The sequence below is a fragment of the Phyllobacterium sp. GQ127 genome (genome assembly GCF_059758635.1).
In genome coordinates, this window is sequence record NZ_JCAXDZ010000010.1 from 35,988 (window position 1) to 55,064 (window position 19,077).

At 53.1% G+C, this 19,077-nt stretch carries 16 protein-coding genes and 1 pseudogene; 6 read left to right on the forward strand and 11 right to left on the reverse strand.

Annotated features, from left to right (window positions below):
- Nucleotides 1–55: 55 nt before the first annotated feature.
- The 3 genes from AC6CHM_RS23345 to AC6CHM_RS23355 all read right to left on the reverse strand — a co-directional run bounded on the left by AC6CHM_RS23345 (nt 56) and on the right by AC6CHM_RS23355 (nt 3,138).
- Nucleotides 56–1,171 (reverse strand): ABC transporter substrate-binding protein, encoded by a 1,116-nt coding sequence (locus AC6CHM_RS23345; protein WP_498175420.1) that lies wholly within the window; start codon nt 1,169–1,171, stop codon nt 56–58.
- Nucleotides 1,168–2,004: an acetoacetate decarboxylase family protein gene (locus AC6CHM_RS23350; RefSeq protein ID WP_498175423.1), complete on the reverse strand. Its 837-nt coding sequence runs from the start codon at nt 2,002–2,004 to the stop codon at nt 1,168–1,170. Before AC6CHM_RS23350 ends, AC6CHM_RS23345 begins: the two co-directional genes overlap by 4 nt.
- 162 nt (nt 2,005–2,166) lie before the next feature.
- Nucleotides 2,167–3,138, reverse strand: coding sequence for a helix-turn-helix domain-containing protein (locus AC6CHM_RS23355; protein ID WP_498175425.1), 972 nt, complete (start codon nt 3,136–3,138; stop codon nt 2,167–2,169).
- Between the two features lie 271 nt (nt 3,139–3,409).
- Between AC6CHM_RS23355 and AC6CHM_RS23360 the strand changes: the two genes are divergently transcribed.
- From AC6CHM_RS23360 to AC6CHM_RS23380, 5 genes and pseudogenes are all read left to right on the forward strand, one after another.
- A complete protein-coding gene (locus AC6CHM_RS23360; protein ID WP_498175427.1) occupies nt 3,410–4,540 on the forward strand; it encodes an ABC transporter ATP-binding protein in 1,131 nt (376 codons plus the stop codon).
- Nucleotides 4,537–5,460: an ABC transporter permease gene (locus AC6CHM_RS23365; protein WP_498175429.1), complete on the forward strand. Its 924-nt coding sequence runs from the start codon at nt 4,537–4,539 to the stop codon at nt 5,458–5,460. The genes AC6CHM_RS23360 and AC6CHM_RS23365 overlap by 4 nt, the downstream gene beginning before the upstream one ends.
- A gap of 1 nt (nt 5,461) precedes the next feature.
- The gene (locus AC6CHM_RS23370) at nt 5,462–6,274 is read left to right on the forward strand and encodes an ABC transporter permease (protein WP_498175431.1); all 813 of its coding nucleotides are present in this window, start codon (nt 5,462–5,464) and stop codon (nt 6,272–6,274) included.
- A gap of 259 nt (nt 6,275–6,533) precedes the next feature.
- Nucleotides 6,534–7,967 (forward strand): ISNCY family transposase, encoded by a 1,434-nt coding sequence (locus AC6CHM_RS23375; protein WP_337355050.1) that lies wholly within the window; start codon nt 6,534–6,536, stop codon nt 7,965–7,967.
- 124 nt (nt 7,968–8,091) lie between these two features.
- Nucleotides 8,092–8,762: pseudogene (locus AC6CHM_RS23380) on the forward strand (IS30 family transposase).
- A gap of 78 nt (nt 8,763–8,840) precedes the next feature.
- On the opposite strand, the gene AC6CHM_RS23385 reads toward AC6CHM_RS23380, so the two are convergent.
- The gene (locus AC6CHM_RS23385; protein ID WP_498175433.1) at nt 8,841–9,710 is read right to left on the reverse strand and encodes a cupin domain-containing protein; all 870 of its coding nucleotides are present in this window, start codon (nt 9,708–9,710) and stop codon (nt 8,841–8,843) included.
- A gap of 550 nt (nt 9,711–10,260) precedes the next feature.
- Between AC6CHM_RS23385 and AC6CHM_RS23390 the strand changes: the two genes are divergently transcribed.
- Nucleotides 10,261–11,178 carry an amidohydrolase family protein gene (locus AC6CHM_RS23390; RefSeq protein ID WP_498175435.1) on the forward strand — a complete coding sequence of 306 codons (918 nt, stop codon included), beginning with the start codon at nt 10,261–10,263 and terminating at the stop codon, nt 11,176–11,178.
- Nucleotides 11,179–11,698: 520 nt separating this feature from the next.
- Here the strand turns inward: AC6CHM_RS23390 and AC6CHM_RS23395 are convergent.
- The 7 genes from AC6CHM_RS23395 to AC6CHM_RS23425 form a co-directional block, all read right to left on the reverse strand.
- Nucleotides 11,699–13,903: a N,N-dimethylformamidase beta subunit family domain-containing protein gene (locus AC6CHM_RS23395; RefSeq protein WP_498175437.1), complete on the reverse strand. Its 2,205-nt coding sequence runs from the start codon at nt 13,901–13,903 to the stop codon at nt 11,699–11,701.
- 43 nt (nt 13,904–13,946) lie between these two features.
- Nucleotides 13,947–14,252, reverse strand: coding sequence for a N,N-dimethylformamidase alpha subunit family protein (locus AC6CHM_RS23400; protein ID WP_498175439.1), 306 nt, complete (start codon nt 14,250–14,252; stop codon nt 13,947–13,949).
- A gap of 14 nt (nt 14,253–14,266) precedes the next feature.
- The gene (locus AC6CHM_RS23405; protein WP_498175441.1) at nt 14,267–15,646 is read right to left on the reverse strand and encodes an NAD(P)/FAD-dependent oxidoreductase; all 1,380 of its coding nucleotides are present in this window, start codon (nt 15,644–15,646) and stop codon (nt 14,267–14,269) included.
- 219 nt (nt 15,647–15,865) lie between these two features.
- Complete coding sequence (locus tag AC6CHM_RS23410) at nt 15,866–16,972, reverse strand: ABC transporter substrate-binding protein (protein ID WP_498175442.1); 1,107 nt, start codon at nt 16,970–16,972, stop codon at nt 15,866–15,868.
- A 398-nt stretch (nt 16,973–17,370) separates the two neighbouring features.
- The gene (locus AC6CHM_RS23415) at nt 17,371–17,682 is read right to left on the reverse strand and encodes an NIPSNAP family protein (RefSeq protein ID WP_498175444.1); all 312 of its coding nucleotides are present in this window, start codon (nt 17,680–17,682) and stop codon (nt 17,371–17,373) included.
- Nucleotides 17,683–17,707: 25 nt separating this feature from the next.
- On the reverse strand, nt 17,708–18,022 hold the full coding sequence (locus AC6CHM_RS23420) for an antibiotic biosynthesis monooxygenase family protein (RefSeq protein WP_498175446.1): 315 nt from the start codon (nt 18,020–18,022) through the stop codon (nt 17,708–17,710).
- Between the two features lie 58 nt (nt 18,023–18,080).
- Nucleotides 18,081–19,058, reverse strand: a complete 978-nt coding sequence (locus tag AC6CHM_RS23425; RefSeq protein WP_498175448.1) for an ABC transporter substrate-binding protein — start codon at nt 19,056–19,058, stop codon at nt 18,081–18,083.
- Between the last annotated feature and the right edge of the window lie 19 nt (nt 19,059–19,077).

The following is a 19,077-nucleotide window of genomic DNA, read 5'->3' on the forward strand; positions in this document are numbered from 1 at the left end:
CAGGTTTCCTTTTCCTGTGAGATCCGGGGCATCAACGCAAGTATCGGCCAGATCACTAATTGCCGGCGGCAGCTTTGAATTTTGAAAAGATCTCTACAGCCCGTTGATGGCTGTCGCCGAGAACGTACTCCTGCATTTTCGCAATCTTTTCTGGAGGAAAGAATATCAAGTCGCGATACGCCAAATCGTTATGGGTGGCAACCTCCTCAAGACCTTTTACCCCAGTGTGGTAGCCAATATAGGCTAACTCCTTATAGGAATTTTCGTCGTTAAGGATAAAATTGATGAACTCGTAGGCGACGTCAATATTTGGCGCGTTCTTCGCAATGCACCAGTTGTCCATACCGATTTCGGTCGTCGGCCCAGGCAAAACCCAGGTGAACCGCTCAGGATTTTTGTTCTCCATAAGGCCAAGGCGCGCATGACCATTCCAAGTCTGCACCAAAGCCGCACTTCCCTCCGCAATTACTCCTGAAGGCGCGCTGTCGAAGGCCTTGATGTGAGGCGCTATTCGGTCAACCATAAACTGCTCGCAGCCATCTAGTTCTGCTTGAGACAACTGGTTCCAGTTGCCACCTTTAGAAAATTGAAAAAGTCCGGTCATATACGCTGCGTCGTCCAGCAAAATCGTCTCGCCACGAGCTTCGCTCTGTACAGCCTCAAGGAAATCCGCCCAAGAAACCATGGGGCGTTTAATCTTCTCGCTGTCATAAACGAAGCCTGTTGTAAACCATGCTTTGCACACGGAATACGCATTTGTGGGGTCCCACGACCTTCCTTTAAAATCTTGCTCGATATTTCCAAGATTTGGAAGTCGCGAGAGATCCAGCCGCTCAAGTAGGCCAAGTTTCGACATCTGCGGAATGAACATTCCTGTGGCAACAATGATGTCGTATCCCGACACACCGCCACTTGCGATCAGTTTGGCAATCATCTCGTCGTTCGATGAGTATGCATCGACCGATACCTCCCCAAACGATTGAAGTACGGCTGGATCATCGTAATCGGCATAGCTGTAGATGTTAAGTGAAGTCGATGCGTGACCAATCTTCGGAAAAAGGGCAGCGCCAAAGACTGCGGCGCTAAACCCAAGAAACGTCCGCCGCCCCAAACTCGTGAGCAGCGTTCGTGGCATCAAGATCTTACAGGAAGTGCCTTCTATTGTTGTCATGGTGACGCCCTTTTTAACACCATCGTTGACTTGTCCGATGTCGCAATAACCCGATCCGTCCAATCGTCCCAGTTGCGCCCATAAATATAGGGCTTGTAGGCATGGGGATCCGCAACAGCACGATCAAAGTCCATGGTCCATTGAGATACTCCGGCTCGGTATGCTACTCTTTCGATACCTGTGACCGGAATTGTATCAACCGGATCTTGGGGAGTGCCGGTCAGTACGAGTTTGGCACTTCTTGGGTCACCTTCCCGCCAGACATTCCAGTTCTCGGCAACGTCGATCGCAATAAGACGAGGATCATGCTGAAGGCCGCGACCATCCGCCTTGAGCCATCCCTTAACCTCATAACAGCGTTCTGTGCTCGAGGATGGCCCTAGATCAGGTCCGACTTGCGCTTCCATTTGCAAGAGCCGTGTTCCACGGCGCTCCGAATAACCGTAGATAGTCCGGCCATCATCATACAAATTTGAGACAGCCCTCTTCTTCGGCATGCCCCACGCTTCACGTCCCGTACTAATTTGCATGTCACCGCTTACGAGGGAGGTGAGCGTGTACAGCCCAACTTTTCCTTCGTGGATGGCGTTGATCCAAATTTGACCAATCTCCTCTTCGTCTTCAGTGCATATTCCTTGATACGACTCACGAATAAGCGACACAATCATCATGCCTCCAGGCTGTTCTGGGACCTCAAAACAGGGTGGCAGCACATAACGTGCAAATTCAGCTGTTGTATTGTACCAAAAGCAAAGATGCTGCTCGTGCATCGTCACAGTATGAAAATAGCTTTCAAAGCGAGATATTTCCTCGCTTGTTCGAACATACCCCATAGGTAATCGCTCCCTTTTGAAAGGCCGTTGGACTAGGCGTTAGGGAGCAGGATACACAGATGTCGTACCTCCCATTATCCGCTTTGCGCAAGAACGCTGCTGCTAGCCCAGATTTGGAGCTCGGCAGCGTGAAGCCTTTTAGATATGTGAGCACCACGGCCGCTATAATGCGCGCAATGACCGCGAGGCGGTCTGCGACGGCAATTCCAAAAACATCGCCTTATAGTGTTGGGCAAATCGACTGAGGTGCCAGAAACCCCATTTACATGCGATATCTTGGATTGACGCACTGCCCCCGGAATGTTCCAAGATCTCTCGCCTCACCATATTGAGGCGCCACATGAGGGAATACCGACCTGGCGTTATACCGACCGCATCTAGGAAACTATATTCCAGCGTGCGACGGCTGATCTGGAGCGTCGTACAAATTTTCGCGAGAGAGATCGGTTCCTCCAAATTACTCAGTATAAGCTCGCGTGACTTATTGAAAATGAAGCGGCGAGTTGTGGAACAACGCTCCAATGACTCACCAATCGGACCGAAAATTGATTGAAACGCTTCAGCTATAAGATCTATAAGGAGCTCCACCCCTGCGCTCTGCGTGCAGCTTTGTGACAGATCGAGAATCCTCAATGCCTGAGAAGTGACCGCAGACGCAATCTCGCCAGCAATTAGCTGGCCGCGAGCGCTACGGTTCCAGACTAGAGGGTTTGGAGAAAGAGTCTCATTGATAAGTCCGGCGTCCACTGCAATGGTCAGCGTATTAGCGTCGCGTCCGGTGCTAAGTCGTAAATCTCTACCCCTATTCACGATATATAACTCAAACGGCAAGAGCGGGAAACCGTCGCAGTTGGCGCTAGTATCCCGTGATAGAAGTACGGAGATCATGATCATGTTGCTTGGAGCAGAACCTACTTGCTCAAGCCTATGATTGTAGGACTCATTCACGATCTGGATGGCAGGGAGAATCAACTGCGCGATTTGGCCTTGGAAACTTCCAGATTCTAGTTGGGCGTAGGAGAAATCCCAGCCGCTTAGATGTCCATCATGCTGATGGGCATCGTACGTACGGCAATGCACGATCGAAGATCCCTGTTCCCACGGTTCATTGAAGGCCTCCGGTTTTTCTGGCACAGGTGCAATCCACTCTCCGCTTGGCGTCCTACCGAATTAACGCTTGTTAACTTATACTATTATTTAGCCGACGTCTGTCAACCACTGCCGCTTAGCCATTTGTGCTGGACGGCGATGAAGGGCGAAATTGAACAAAAGGAAGTGCTTCCGCAGGCCTGCTCCAAGCCCGGTTATCTTCACAGGCGGTTTCGCAAAACGGATATCGACATCACAATCTGTGTATTATCCTTGCTTGCAGATGCGAACTCGGCCTGACGGAAGATATTAGAAAATGAACGGTGAGCTTATTGGTAGTTCTGAAGCCGATTCTCGCGAGAAAAATATCTCGCCAGTTCTGGGATCAGTGAAACTAACCAACGTCAGCAAATATTACGGGGAATTCCGAGCCCTCGACAATGTAAATTTAGAAGTGGGAAGCGGAGAGTTCGTTTCACTTCTGGGTCCCTCAGGCTGTGGGAAAACAACAACATTGATGTTGCTCGCAGGTTTTGCAAACCCGGATGAGGGCAGTCTATCGATTTCTGGCGAGCGAGTGAACAACGTCCCCCCACGCCTAAGAAACGTCAACACTGTCTTTCAATCTTACGCCCTATTTCCGCATATGACGGTTGCAGAAAATGTCGCATATGGTTTGCGTCAAAGAGGGGTCGAACGCAACGAAATCGCGCGTCGTGTGGCAGAAATTCTCGACGCTACCAGAATGCAGCAGTTTTCCGAACGCCTGCCAAAGCAGTTGTCCGGGGGCCAGCAACAACGGGTGGCGCTTGCCCGTGCGGTAGTAAATCGGCCAGCCCTTCTGCTTCTCGATGAACCCTTTAGCGCACTTGATCGCGGTCTGCGCGAGGAACTCCAATTGGAGATGAAGTTACTTCAGCAGAAGCTGGATATGACGTTTATTCTTGTGACACACGACCAAGGGGAAGCGATGGCCATGAGCGATCGCATTGTCGTCATGCGAACGGGGAAAATCGTGCAGGTTGGTTCCCCCGAGCGTATCTATGATGCACCGAAAAGCAGGTATGTCGCGTCTTTCCTTGGAATGCAAAATTTCCTGACGGGGATAGTCAGTTCTGAACGTGCATCTATAGCCGCTAGTGAAGTTCTGCTCGTGCCAGGCTCACCCCTAAACTATCGCGCCGGAGAGCAGGTGTGCGTCGGAATCCGGCCGGAGAACATTTCAATTATTGGAAATTCCAGCCAACCCGCGAAGAATACCTTTCAAGGAACGGTTACTAACATATCACACACTGGCGACGCGTTGATTGTTCTCGTTAGGGGTTTGAGAGGAATCGAGCTTCGCGCAAAAGTCGAACGAAAGCTCGTCGGAGGATTGGTTGTGGGAGATAAGGTGACCTTCGGGTGGAAACCCGAAGCCATGCTAGTCTATGGAGTGGACGAGTGAACGGATATTCACACAGATCGAACTGCTCGACGATACTGCTTTTAGCGCCCGCGGTGCTCTATATTTTCCTTTTCTTTCTGATCCCCATCGTCCATGTATTTTGGTACAGTTTTGGCTATAAACCAGACCTTTACCAATCTCACGCGAATGATGTGCTGTCACTCGACCGATATAGAGAGGTACTTCACGGGCCTTATTTGACAACTCTTTATGCGACTCTAAAAATCGCAGTTTTAGGCACGTCAATCTGTCTCATTATCGCAGTTCCGTTCTCATACATAACCACGCAGATCCTTACGGCGAGACTTCGTATATGTTGCCTTGCCTTGGTGGCGGTACCATTTTTCGCGAATTTTCTCGTACGCACCTTGGGCTGGCGTGTGCTGCTTCAGCCCGACGGGATTCTCTCGAACTTCCTGCAAAATGCGGGGCTACTCTCCCTGCCACTAGGTTTGCTCGATACCAGACTGGCTGTGCAGCTCGGTGTCGTTTACAATTTTCTCCCCTTGATGATTTTCCCCATCTATGTCGCTTGTGAGAAGCTAGATCCCACGTTTGAATGGGCGAGCGCTGACCTGGGCGCAACCCGCATTGGAACATTTATAAACATAACATTGCCAATGATCCTTCCTGGGATATTGTCTGGAGTGACGATAACGTTCATTCTTATGATGGGTGATTATGTTACCGCATCCGTGCTGGGCGGCGCCAAAGGTAATATGTTGGGAAGCCTTGTTGCAGCGGATTTCCTCGGTGGGCAAAACTGGGCGAGGGGATCTGCTTCCGCTGTTGTGCTTGTAGTCACGATCCTGGTGTCGCTGCTTTTTTTCCGTTTCGTTTTCCACGTTGTTCGCATTTTTTACAATCACCATGTTCGTGTTGTTCTCGATACTCCGTCAAATTATGCTGCGGGGCCATAATATGAAGAATTCTCAGTCTCTTGGTGGCACGGCAATGACACTCGCAGTACCGGTGCTAACCGTTTCGTTTCTGATACTTCCCATATTAACTATGCTAGTCTTCTCATTTAATGTCGGTCGTCTTATGACCGTCTGGGACCATTTTGGCTTTGACGGCTTCGCAGCAGTTTATAAAAAACCTATCATTTACAGGTCCATAATCATTTCTCTGGCGGCGGCGATGGGGAGCGCGTTTGTCGCTACATTTTTGGGATTGCTGTGCGGCCTGGGCCTTGCGAGGTGCAACGGAGCATTTACTGGGATGACCGTCGCTGCTTTGTGTACGGTTATGGTTACCCCCGAGCTCGTTACAGCTATTTCACTATTGCCGTGGTTTGTAACTTTGAACCAATACACCAAGATCGGATTTTTCTCGAATGGCATTGTGCGCCTGGTATTTGCTCACGCTTTGTTGACACTCCCCATCACGAGTTTATTGATAAGAGCGGGAGCAACCTCCTTAGAGATAAAACTCGACAGTGCCGCAGCGGATCTCTATGCTACGAAATGGCGGATATTTGCCGATATCACACTTCCGCTGCTCACACCCGCAATTGCAGCAGCGTTCCTACTTTCATTCATTTTCAGTCTCGATAACACCGTAATGTCTGTCTTCGTCGCCGTGCCTGGTTCAACTCCTTGGCCGGTTTACGTATTTGGTTCAATACGGTCGGGCATGCGACCGGAAATTGCCTCAGTTTCCACGATACTTCTTGTTGTAACTGCACTGTTGATGACAGCATCCGCTTTACTCATTAAGAGGGCCAGGCGCTGATGTTTGTCAATTATTCCAGGGGTTGCTGCGCAATTTTGGTCTCGAGGCGTCATTGGAAGAATTGGATTTGCGGCGCGGATACCGGTGAAATTGGAAGGCTCGAGAGAGCTTGATTCAATACACCGAATAGAGAAGTTCCATAATATGCATTACCTGATTTTTATGTGTAGCCGCAAAGTTAAAGTGTCCTGTTTCTGCAAAGTAGAAACGTCGTTGTGCCACCTTCTCGTTGATTGCAACGAGATTTGGGATGCGGATTTTGGGACTGATTTTAATGAGCGAGCGCGAACTGCATCGAATTGAAGTTTTATCGGAAGTTGTTGAGCGACGGCGCACCATCGCATCGGCAGCGATTGTGCTGTCGCTGAGTGTGCGTCAGGTGCAACGGCTCATGCGAACATTCTGTCTTGAAGGTGCCCCAGCGTTGCGTCACCGCAGTCGTGGCCGACGGTCGAACAACCGGATCAATGATGGAGTACGTGATCTGGCGCTGCAACTGGTGCGGGAACGCTATGCGGATTTTGGTCCGACGCTTGCGGCTGAGAAGTTGATCGAACAAGGATTTTCGGTATCGCGCGAGACGCTGCGCAAGTGGATGTCGGATGATGGCTTATGGCTATCACGCAAACAGCGCCGGACGTTTCGCCAGCCACGGCTGCGGCGCGAAGCCTATGGTGAGTTGATCCAGATCGACGGCAGCGATCATCGATGGTTCGAAGAACGCGGCGATCCATGCACGTTGCTTGTTTTCATCGATGACGCAACAAGCAAACTGATGCAGCTTTTGTTTGTGCGCTCGGAAAGCACCTTCACCTATTTTGAGGCTTTAGAACTTTATCTAAAGTCTCACGGACGTCCGGTCGCATTCTACTCCGACAAGCATTCCGTGTTCCGCGTAGCGAAGAAAGAGGCCATAAATGGTCAGGGCATGACGCAGTTCGGACGGGCGTTATCAGAACTCAGTATTGAGATATTGTGTGCCAATTCGAGCCAGGCGAAGGGTCGGGTCGAGCGAGTCAACCGCACATTACAAGACCGATTGGTCAAGGAGTTGCGGCTGGCAGGTATCAGTGACTTGGCTGCTGGGAACGCCTTTCTGCCGGGGTTTGTGGACGCGTTCAACGCAAGGTTTGCTGTTTCTCCGATCAAGCCAGACGATTTGCATCGGTCGCTCAATGTCGTTCCGGACCGTTTGCGGGAGATTCTGTGCAAGCGGGAACAACGCTACGTTGGTGAACAGCTGACGTTTTCCTATGAACGCAAGCGCATCATGCTGGAAGAGAATAATATTACGCGTGGTCTGGTTGGCAAATACATTGACACCTACGCTTTTGCGGATGGACGTCTGGAGATGCGTTGGAAAGGCCTCCCTCTTCCCTACAAGATGTTTGACATGGATCAGCGTGTGACCCACGCAGCGATCACCGAGAACAAGAGGCTGAGTGATGTGTTGTCGGTTATCAAGGCCCAGCAGGATCAGATGCAGCCGTCAACGGTAAAGACCAACAGTGAGATTATCAGCTATAAAAAAAGTGGACGCAAACCACCAGGACGAAAGGGCTGGGTTGATCAGATGATTGAGCGCCGAGCCCGTGATCAAATAGAAAGTGCTCGTTCAGTTGTCGCCGGTTCGGGCTGCGATATTGAGGTCTCCGCCCTACCCGGCGACGCGCCTCGGCGCATATCAGGATGACATTTCTACTTTGCACAACAGTCGACATTTCAACTTGGCCGCCACATTATGTGTAGCCGGGTACATTCTATTTTAAAGTGCAACATGCCAATGAATTCATGAGGTTAGCCATGGAGGAAATTGGATGTCAAACTGCTATACGCAGATCACTTTGTCCGAACGTCGCCGGCTTTTTGAGCTTAAACAGCTTAAAGTCCCTCTTGGAGACATTGCGCGACTGATGGGACGGCATCGCTCGACAATCTATCGGGAGATCAAGCGCAACAGCTTTCATGACACCGAGATCCCGGACTATAATGGCTACCACAGCGTGGTTGCCGACAACATCAGCAAGGAACGCAGACGCGGTTGCGCAAGCTCAGACGTCATCCAGATTTACGCGATCTGGTCATTGAGAAGTTAGAGGCTCATTGGTCGCCCGAGCAGATCTGTGGCCGGCTGATCATTCAGGTCTTTGCTCCACTTCCCTATCATGCACGCCGCAGCTTTACCTTCGATCGCGGTTCCGCGTTTATGGGCTACAGGGCTCTGGAGGATGGAATGGGAGCGCGGAGCTGGTTCTGCGATCCAAACTCACCCTGGCAGAAAGGCGCGATTGAGAACATCAACAAGCGCATTCGACGGTTTATGCCGGGCAATACAGATCTCGCACGGGTTGACCAAACGCAACTGACCGCCCTCGCCCATCACCTCAATTCGACACCGCGCAAATGTCTGGGCTTCAAGACACCGGCCGAAGTCTTTGCCGCTCTTTGCAGGAAACAGGATAATCAGATACCCTCAGTCACGGCATGATGCACGCGAGATGGATTCCCCAAAAAAATCGGGTGGGTTGGATCACAACCTCTTGGGGTGATGTCGCATCCAGGTCGATCATGTTTGCAAGCGCGAAGCGCCCTTTGCCCGTTTGGGCCGGAGTTTCTTTTGGCTTCCGTTCACGTCGATCCACAGTACTTTGCAGGGCTTTGAACCGATGGCTCTCCAAGAGTGTGGTAAACTGCTTTGGAAATGAAGGCTGTCGCCCTTCTTCAGCACATATAAATTGATTTGATCGACTGTAATTTCGATGGCGCCCGACAGGACGTATATAAATTCCTCGCCTTCATGCGCGTAGGTGCCCTCACTCTCGCGGCCGGGTGCCACGGTAAACAATTGGCAGTCCAGCACAGATTCGCCTTCCACGAGTTGCTGGATTTCTATCCCGGCGTCCATTGAAGGCAATCGCCGACCTGAATCGGCAGGCACCATCCGGCGGTCGTCTCCGTCTTCTCCAAGGAGGTCTTTTAAGGACGTGCCCAAGGCATCGGCCAAGGCTCCCAACGAGGCTAGTGATGCGCCGGACATACCGCGTTCAATCAAACTGACAAATGACGCAGACAGCCCAGCCCTCTGAGCCGCTTCTGTGATGCTTATTTTTCCAGACTGACGCAACTGACGCAACTTCCGCCCGAGGAAATCAGTACCCCGTTTATCTGCCGATACCGGATTGCTGTTTTTAGGATTGGTTTGGGGCAGAATAGAATCAATACCAGCCAAATTGATTCCGTTGCGTCGAAGTGCCCGAACATCAACGAGTCGCTTGAGATCCTCCGCTGAATAAAGCCGATAACCCTTTAAACTGCGCAACGATGTCACTAGACCTCGCTTTTCCCATAGACGCAAAGTGGCGGAACTCACTCCGATGAGTGAGGCAGCGTCACCGATCCTGAGAAACTTCGTGGGATCTAATTCATCAACGGCCATCTGAACTCCTGTTAAACCCTCGTAACTGCGCGTTTCAACCTACTCATTGATAAGCCCGAGAGCAACAATCGAGACCACTTAACCCGTTGAAACCGCGATCAGACGCAACGCTGTTCAGCCCCTACTGTGACGTCGCGAGTACGCGGGGCCTGGTAAAGGAGCGTACAGCAGCTAAGAAATCCAGCTAAACTATGTCTCTGGCTCTACTCAAACGCCAGAATGCTAAAAGGCTTAAGCAGATCGAGAGCCAGATGAAAGTAATAGACGCTAGGGACCACACACCTCTTTTTTCGCCGATGGGCCTCGGTCGGATGATGCGAGAACAGCTAGGTTTGGAATCGAGGCGCTTGACTTGACAGTGGCCCTCGCTTGTATCTCCACGATGGTCGTCACAGCGTAGGATTAAAACGCGGTTCGTGTAATTGGAGCCTTGCGAGAAACCAGAATTTTAGTAAGGTGTATAAGTGTACTACAAACTATGAGCCAGTGTACGACGTGAGAATTGGCATATCCTCCTTGCTCTAGACCGCACGCCAGGACGCTTCAATCGTTGAATAAGGTTGCTTACATGAACTTGGACTTGAAAACTCAAAGCGCCGGCTCAGACGGTGTAAGCAGAAGCGGACGTTTCGAAATACCAGTGGATTGGCACACCAATATATGGCTGGATGAGCATCTGGGTCCGGCCGGGGTCGAGCTAGCCAAGAAGAGCGGGCGAAGTGTCGACGGCAGTAAAGAAGCCCATCGTGCGAGGGTTGCTTCCACCACTGAGAAGTTCGTGATCATTACAACGCGATGGCCCCCTCTTGGTGCTAAAGTCCCGAATCAATGGGTCGCCGACTATGTGGCTGAGTTCCCTGATCGCGCCATTGGCTTCGCCTGCGTCGACCCGAACGATCCTGGTGCGCCGGATGAGTTCGAACACGCGATCAAGTCGATGCGCCTCCGGGGGCTAAAGTTGGCGCCCGTATACCAGGGATTCGATCCATGGTCCCCGCAGGCCTGGGCGCTTTACGAGATGGCCGACCACTTCAACGTGCCCATCCTGTGGCACCAGGCAGCCGCGTTTCCAAAGCAGGGTGTCCTGGAATGGGCAAATCCTATACTCCTTGACAAGGTTGCTCGTGCATTTCCCGACATGAAGATGATCCTCGCGCATGTCGGACAGCCGTGGGTAGGCGAAACAGTCCAACTGTTACGCAAGCACGACCAGCTTTTCACTGATCTTTCTGCCAGATTTTATCGGAAATGGGAACTATTCACCGCGATGATGCAGTTGGTCGACTACAAGGTTATCCCAAGGGTGCTCTTTGGCTCCGATTTTCCGCTGCAAGAGCCGATTGAAGCGGCGAACATGTTTCGCGAACTTGAGCAATATACCAAGAGCTACAATCTTCCCCGTATATCGGGTGATATCATCGAAGACATCATCCACAATCGCCCTCTCAGTCTGGTTTGGCCAGACTAGCAGTTGACACCGGTGCCCCAGGGCCGAGCTGGGCCTGACGCATCGATTGACAAGCTTTTTGACTTGCAGGCGAGCTCCGTCATTTGAGCTTGCGAGGACGTTTGCCCACAGTGCGTCGTGGTTCGTCGCTGGTTGATCCTGCAACGGAGGCTCGCCGCTGACGCGCCACTGCTCGAGAACACCTAGCCGGACGGCTGAGCTGCAAGCTCTGATTAACTCCAAGGTCAACAGCAGTTGCCGATCACCGATATGTCGTCAATCGTCCAGGAGTGACTCTCAGCGTCGGGCGTCATCCTGGCGCGCAATAGCCGCGTGCATCACAGACGCACGAGCGGGTGGATGTCTTGATGGAACCGACCCCGGATTCTCGCGTCCCCGCCGGCGAACCGGAAATTTACTTCGAAGCCGTACGGATCGCTCTCCACCGAATGTCTTATGCAAGTCCTCGATCAGTTATATGCATTTATACACGCGCGCTCAAGGCTGCGGGAGTACCCACATTTCATTTGGCGAACCGGTTTCACAACGGGGTCGGATCAAGGAAACGTCGGAGTACGTTTTCCGTTATTCTGCTTACGTTATTTTGGTAATTATTGTAAGATAAGCTCCCGGCCCAGGATATAGAACTCGTTGAGAACACCGCTCCACCTTTCGACGTCTCAAAAAAGGTCATGTCACACCGGATATGCGGACAAGAGTCTCCGTTGATGGACGAATGCGTATGGCCCATTTCCTCCTTAACCCAGTGGTAGCTCGGTGAATATTCCGAGGCAACCGCCAGAGTCAGAGTGTGTGGAGGGGTCCCGTGCAGGGGGTTCGCACTATCGATCTCCCATCCCGCCGCGCCCCCGCCCACAATGCCGAAATCGCCGATCCTCTCATTCTTTCCGACCCCCTCAAAAATAAACGCAGCGCGGGGGTCGAAGCTGTCGGGCGACCGCTCATAATACGTCGCCATATTGAAACCCTGTGCGGCGAAGCCTGTACCCACGAGCATTTGCGGCGGGCGACCGCTGCGCTGCCATAATCCCGACAGCTCGCCGGTGAAGCTCATATGATATTCCCCGGGCTCAGATATCCACGCACGCATTCCATCTTCGGCACGGCGATGTTCAAGTACGCCAGGCAGCGAGGCATGGTAAGCGACGCGCCAGTAGAAGCCGTTCGCGCCGAGATAAATGAGCCTGCCGCCCTGATGGGTGAATTCGCGTACTGCATTCAACATCTCAAGCGTATAATATTCGGGGTGCGTCCCGGTCATCACGCATGTATACTTTTGCAAAAGCTCGATTCCCTCCTGATGGAGGTCCTCATCGGTAATGACATCATATGGAATCCGTCTCACCTCAAGCCAGTCCGTGATGTGCGTATCCGCGCTAAGCTGCCAAAGCACTCCGCCCGGCCTCATGTTGAGCACAGGGCGGAGCCGGGAAGAGTAGCACACGCCGCTTCCATCATTATGCGTATCGTAAACCGAAAGCCCGAGCTCAGGATTTTCAGCGAGGTATCTGTCCACCAGATTGAGCACCGTGAAATTCCCCGTAGGCAGTTCCCAACGCGTCGCGGTCTGGCTATTCGAGTAGGCAAGGTAGCTAGCGGTAGGGAGTAACAGCGCAAGCCCTGACGTAGCGCTGCCGCGCGGCGGCCGGACGTAAAACGGAATCGAGTCCGTGAGAATGCGATCTCGTGCCTTCTGCACGATTTCGGCGAAATAGATCCCGCTCGAAAGGCTCTCCGGGACTTTCAGCGTAAAACTCTTTTCCCATCCGCAGTCATAAAGATCGTCGTCATGGAAATGTATGGCGCCATAATGCTCCGGCTTGTGCCGCCAGTTTCCCTCACTACCATCCCAGTTCCAGCCTTTCATCGCCCGTGCCGGCAGATTGACAAGTTCGCCATGACGACCATTGCCGGACATGTCGGTCACGCGCGTGGAGGACATCTCCTGGGAGAAATCCCAGCATGCGACTACGGGATGCGGGCTGTCCCCCTGAGGCGTCAGGTCGGATAGCGCGGTTTGATCAAGTGCCGCTGCGATAACACGCGGGCTGTCAATCTTCCCATTGAAATGACCGCCAACACGGTCACGCTCATGCCAGCCGGCTATGAGAAGAGGGCGGACAATGGTATTGACTGCGCCCACCTTGCCGAGGCTTTCGACGACCGTGTCGATCGTTTCAAGAAGAGGATATTCAAGTAGCCGGCGCTGGCGGAGTATTATCGTTCCTGTGGGCGCACTGTAACTCACGCTCACGTGATACCAATGGCGCTCCAGCATCGGCTGGGCGAGATGAATTGCGGGCTTGGCTTCGGCTCGGAAAGACAATCGCCCGTTTTCGTCGAGATAAAGGACGTATCCTTCCTGTGCCGAGGCGTCAAAATTACCCAGAATTGCTTGCGCATTCCTGTTGCTTGGAAGCGTCGGCCACACCATCGCATCGAGCGTTACGGAGGGCAATTGGAACGCAATTGGGTCGTCAATGACTGCGTGAGATCCTGAATAAATCGGCTGCCAACGCGCTTCGTAGGACCCATCGACGTTCGTGTTGACCGGCTCGGCTTTGTAGCCCGGTCCGTCCGGGGAGTCATCGCCACAGATGAGGCGCAAAATCCGCGCCTGATAGCTCCCGCGCTCCGGAGAACTGACAAAAAAGCCAATCTCCTCGCTGGGCGCAACGCTCTGCTTATCGGTATAGGCAAGTATGCGAACCGGAAGTCTGCTCATGGAAAGCCTTGTTGTAAAGGGAAATAAAGACACAGTCATCACCTCAGTCGACAGGGCAATCAGCCCCGGTGAGCGCTCGCCATCGCGCACGGAAGCAAGCCCACAATGCTGCCTCGATGGTGCCGAAAATCTCGCTTTCTAACTCGAGACCTTCGTCACGACGGGGGCCGTGTCTGCCCAAGCACCAGACCCTCCCCGGATCAAGAGTAACGACTACGGTGTATCCCTGGGCGTCCGCCAACATCAACCGGCGAAGCAGTACCTGCAGATCGGGACGTGGAAAGACGTTAAGCGGATTCGACTTATACTCTTCGGCCAAATGAGCCAGGTCACCGTTTACACGCAACATGTTTTTCTCCGAAGCTATGTGGATTCCAAAATCGAAGATCTGACCGAGTGAACTGACTCTCGGCAATTCATCCTCGAAAACTGCTGCCGCGGCAGCGCCTTGTCGAACCTTGAAAGCGAAAACGCTGAAATATCGAGCTGCCGTGGATTGTTCGTTGCCAGATCTGCTGTCAATCGTCCGGCAGCCGGCGCAATGCCGAAGCCATGTCCGGAATGCCCGGTCGAAACGATTAAACCCGGAATGGTATCGACAGCTGAAATGACAGGAAGAGCATCAGGCAAAACGTCGATCATACCTGCCCACTGCTCGACGATTTTGGCACCGGCGAAAACCGGAAAGCGCTTTGAGAGGGCGGAGAGCGCCATTCGGTTGAGTTCCGAATCGGGAGCAGGATCAAGTGTGCGGCTTTTTTCATATGGTGACGGGCGGTCCAGCGGGACCCGCCTTTCCTCAACGAGTTCGCGAAAGAACCGGCCGTTCACTCTCAGCTTAATTGACTGGCGCTGGGAGCGGAAAACTGGGAGATAGTCGCGTATGAAACGGAAGCTGTCGGGCACGATGGGCACCACGTTCAGGTAGCCGTCGGCGATAGTGTATCCGCCGTCGTCACGTTTCCGATACGCTGCGCCGTTGAACCAGAACGCCGTTTCCGGGCCACCCTCTAAGGGTGCCGTTCGCATAACGCTTGCCCTTACCTTGAGCTGAGGAAGCGTGACGCCAAGGTCCTTTAGAAAGCGCCGGGACCATACGCCACCGGCCACAACCACGGTGCTTGTTACGATTCTGCCATGCTCGGTGACCGCAGCGCTAACTCGGCCACCCATCAGTTCTAAGCCGCGTACCGCACAATTCGTGAGAACAATCGCTCCGTACCGTCGAGCTGCGGAGACAATGGCCCTTGTTGCCCGGCGCGGTTCTGCGCATCCATCGGTGGCACAGAACAAGGCCCCCCTCCAACCACTCGTGGCGCCGGGCACCAGTCTTTCAAACTCGGTGCCAGCAACCATGCGGGCCTCGACATCATGTTGTCGCGCGTCCTGAAGCCATCGCTCCATCCGTTCGTGATCATCATCGTCCTCTATTGCAAAAGCCGAACCAGTAATGCGAAAGCCAGTGTCTGCTTCGCGGAGCCGTTGCATATCGCTCCATTGGCGCATGCTCTCAACCATTAGCGGGATTTCGCTCGGATGGCGCCGAGCCTGGCGAACCCAGCCCCAATTCCGGCTGGACTGCTCGCCACCAAGACGACCCTTTTCGCATAAGACCACCTTGACTCCGCGACGCGCCAGATGAAGGGTGGAAAAAGCACCTATGATCCCGCCACCAATAATGACGACATCTGCACTGTCCGGAAGCTCATCAAATGAAGAATCTGTTTCCCCAATCGGGTTCATTTTATTGGCTTTCAAGTTGTATTGCCAGACATGACAGCCAGCTTGCATTTTCGCGTCATTGACTGGCCCTACCCTGGCTGAATCATCAGGTCTGTTAGGAGATTGGAGAAAAGCCCTGACTTACGCGACACTTTTCTCATCTGATCCGACAGACCGCAGTGTGCTTTTCACGGTCGCTTCGAACCTTTGGGACCGCTGCAAAAACATCCTGTCGGAAGATCAAAACCCGGCCTTGATTTTGGCCCACTCCTCATTCACTCGAACTGCAAATTCCGGCTTGAACGGAAGCGAAAGGTGCCCTTTAGCCAAGATCGACGCCGGATCCTTGGTCATTCCAATCGAAGCAAGTTCGCCATCGGATACAGCCTCGAAGGCTTTGCTGTTGCAATGTCCATAACCGATCGCCTTGATCGTGTATTCGCCGACATCGGGCGAGATCATACCGTTGATCAGATCATAGGCCTTATCGAGATTGGTGGAGTTTGCCGAGAGCACCAGCCCGCATGACCAAACCGTCGCCCCTTCCTTCGGATCCGCATACTTCACGGGGACCCCCTGCGCGAGGAGTAGCTTGGGAACATCGGCCCAGCTCATCGCGGCAACGACTTCCCCAGACGCCATAGCCTGGGCGAGCGTGGTCGTATCTCCCGATATAAGCCGGACATTTGCCCTGAGCCGCCGGGCGACCTTGGCCACCTCGGTGATGCCATTGGCCTCGTCGTCCATCTTTATTCCGGCGTAGACCATACACACACGCCAGATATCGGCAATGTTGTCGACGAGAGCGATCTTGCCCTTGTATTTCTCATTCCAGAGAATGCCCCAGCTTTCGCCATCAGAAACGTCGACGATATCCGTCCGGTAGGTGAACGACGTCGTTCCCCAATCGAACGGGATAATATTGTGCTCACCGTCCTTTTCGCCAAACTCGATCGTCTTCAACGGCTCGATAAGGTCGTTCCAGTTGCTAAGCCGCGTAACATCGATTGGCTGGATAACGCCGGCATCACGCCATCGCGGAATATCCGAAATGCATCTGTAGCCCACATCGAAATCGAACCCCGAGAGGATCTTTTGCAGAGATTCCTCGCCGTCGTTGCTCGACACCATGACCGGATCAACGCCGTACTTTTCCTTGTAATGCATCTGCAGTTCCGGGATGCAGTACCCGCCATAGCCGAGAAACACAGCTTCCGAGGCCGCCTGTGCTCGCCGGATGTCCCAAGGGGACGCCGTCAACCCGATTCCAGCAACTCCCAGACCCAAAAGGAACCGGCGACGATCAAACTTGGTTAGGAGAAGGTCCGATGTTAATGAATGCCTCATTGCGATCCCCTATTGACAGTTGCGAACAGACGTAAGTGCTGTTCGCCATCTCACCGGCCTGATCGGCAAATAGTGACAGCAAAGCTTCTGAAATTTTAGCGATCTTGTCAATGTTATTTACAAGCATTACGCAGCGGCGCAGCGTTCGCCGGACCCCTCTTCCCCACGCCCTGACTCGTGGCGACACGCCCTTCCAGAAACTGGATCGCCTTAACAAGTTTCCGCTCGAGTTGACACTTGATAAGCAATTCCACAATTCCTGTCATCGCCCTGCTGGGCCGATTGGCGTTCCTGCGCCCTTCATCGCGCGATTGCGCCAATTCCGTTTGTCGGGGAGCAGCGTTGTTGCGTAGCCGCGGGATAAGCCACCCGATAAAGCGGGTAACGGGTGGCTTGAACTAGTGAATGGGCGAAAATGTCGTGGGAATGAGTATTCGATTGTGCTGACGCGTGACCAGCGGGAAGGCCTCGGTCCCGAATCTTTTCCATGCTGGATGGGCCCTCAATTCCTCACGCCGGCGCAGTCGATCCTCAAAGCTTTCGTACCCCCACAGATGAACGATCTGATTTACTTCTCCCACCTCGGTTTGGAAGTAGCCGATTAGATTGCCGAGCACCTCTTTCTGGACGTCCAGCGCTTCCCGCTGATACGCATCGAAGTACTTGTTCGATCCTGGAAGGAGCGTATAGGTGCGTTCATCAACGATCATTATATTGCCCTACGGGATTGTCCCATCACGCTTCCCCGACCATGGATTCGAAGTCATAGTCTTCGGTTTGAGGACGGGCGCCAATCAGCGCGATAGTCTTGTCTCTAACATCGTCATGGACCCGGCTGATGCGGTAAGCCTCTGCGAACTCTGTCGATTCCCAATACACCAACAGAAGGTATCGGTCGGGATCTGATCGGCTACGGAGCAACTCCCGACGAATAAACCCCGGCGCGCTCGTCATAGCAGGTTCTATTTCGTGCCGTCTCAGCATGAAATAGGCATCTCGTTGTTCGGACGTACACCGGATTGTAGACACGCTGCAAAACATCTTTTTCATCCTTAGCTTTTGTTCGTCACGCCTGCACTGATGCGAACGGCGCCAGCACTTCTTCTTCCTACTTCGGCAGGAACTCGTTGGTGAAATATTGATCTGCGCTCTTGCGCCCCGCCATGTTGGCGTATTCTTCAAGGGTGTCGTTCATTTGGTCCCAATCGGCGGCTTCCATCCATCCCAACGGCTTACCTTGGGAATTATCTGTATGCGTCTGCATCTTCCAATATTCCAACGCACCCACGACCAACGCCTTGTCTTGGGTAACGCCGGTCGACTTCATATAAATGTCAGCCGACTCACCGATGTTGTCGAATGTGTACTGGACCGCTTGGGTGGTTGCGGTCACAAACCAACGAACCAGATCAGGATTGGCTTTGATCAATTCATCGCTGGCGATCAAGCCGTATGAAAGGTTCACGATGCCGTAGTCAGCATAGAGAAGTGAAGTGGACTCCTTTCCCTGCGCCTTGGCGAGTGGCTGCCACAGGTAGACGTCGCCACTGATGCAGTCGACGCGGCCGGCCACGAACATTGATAGCTTGGTGTCCGCCAACGATACGATCTTGATGTCGCTGCTGGACAAACCGCTCGCAGCCAAAAACGCCGGGAGCAGGGGAGCATCCGAGCCGCTCGGAGAACCCCCAACACTTTTGCCTGTGAGATCGGCGGGAGCTTGCACGTTAAGGGCGGCGTCGCAGACGAGGCCGATTGGGCCACGCTGCCAATAGTTGGCAACAGCCTTGACAGGAACGCCGGCTGAAATGGATGTCGCTGTGGTCGACAAGCTGTTCTCTCCGAACGTGTCCTTGCCCTGTCCGTCCACAATCGATGTCGTCTTGGACCCCTGCCCTTGTAGAACGTCCACCTCGAGACCAGCTTCCTTGTAGAAGCCTTTCTCCTTGGCGACGAAGAATGGCGCATTCCCCGGCCACCATGTCCAAGTCGTGCGCAATGTGACCTGGTCTGCGGCAGTTGCCGGGCCGAGCGTCAAAGGCACCATCATTGTCCAGCCGACGGCAAAGACAATGCCGAATTTCAAATAGGACCCCATGCTCGTT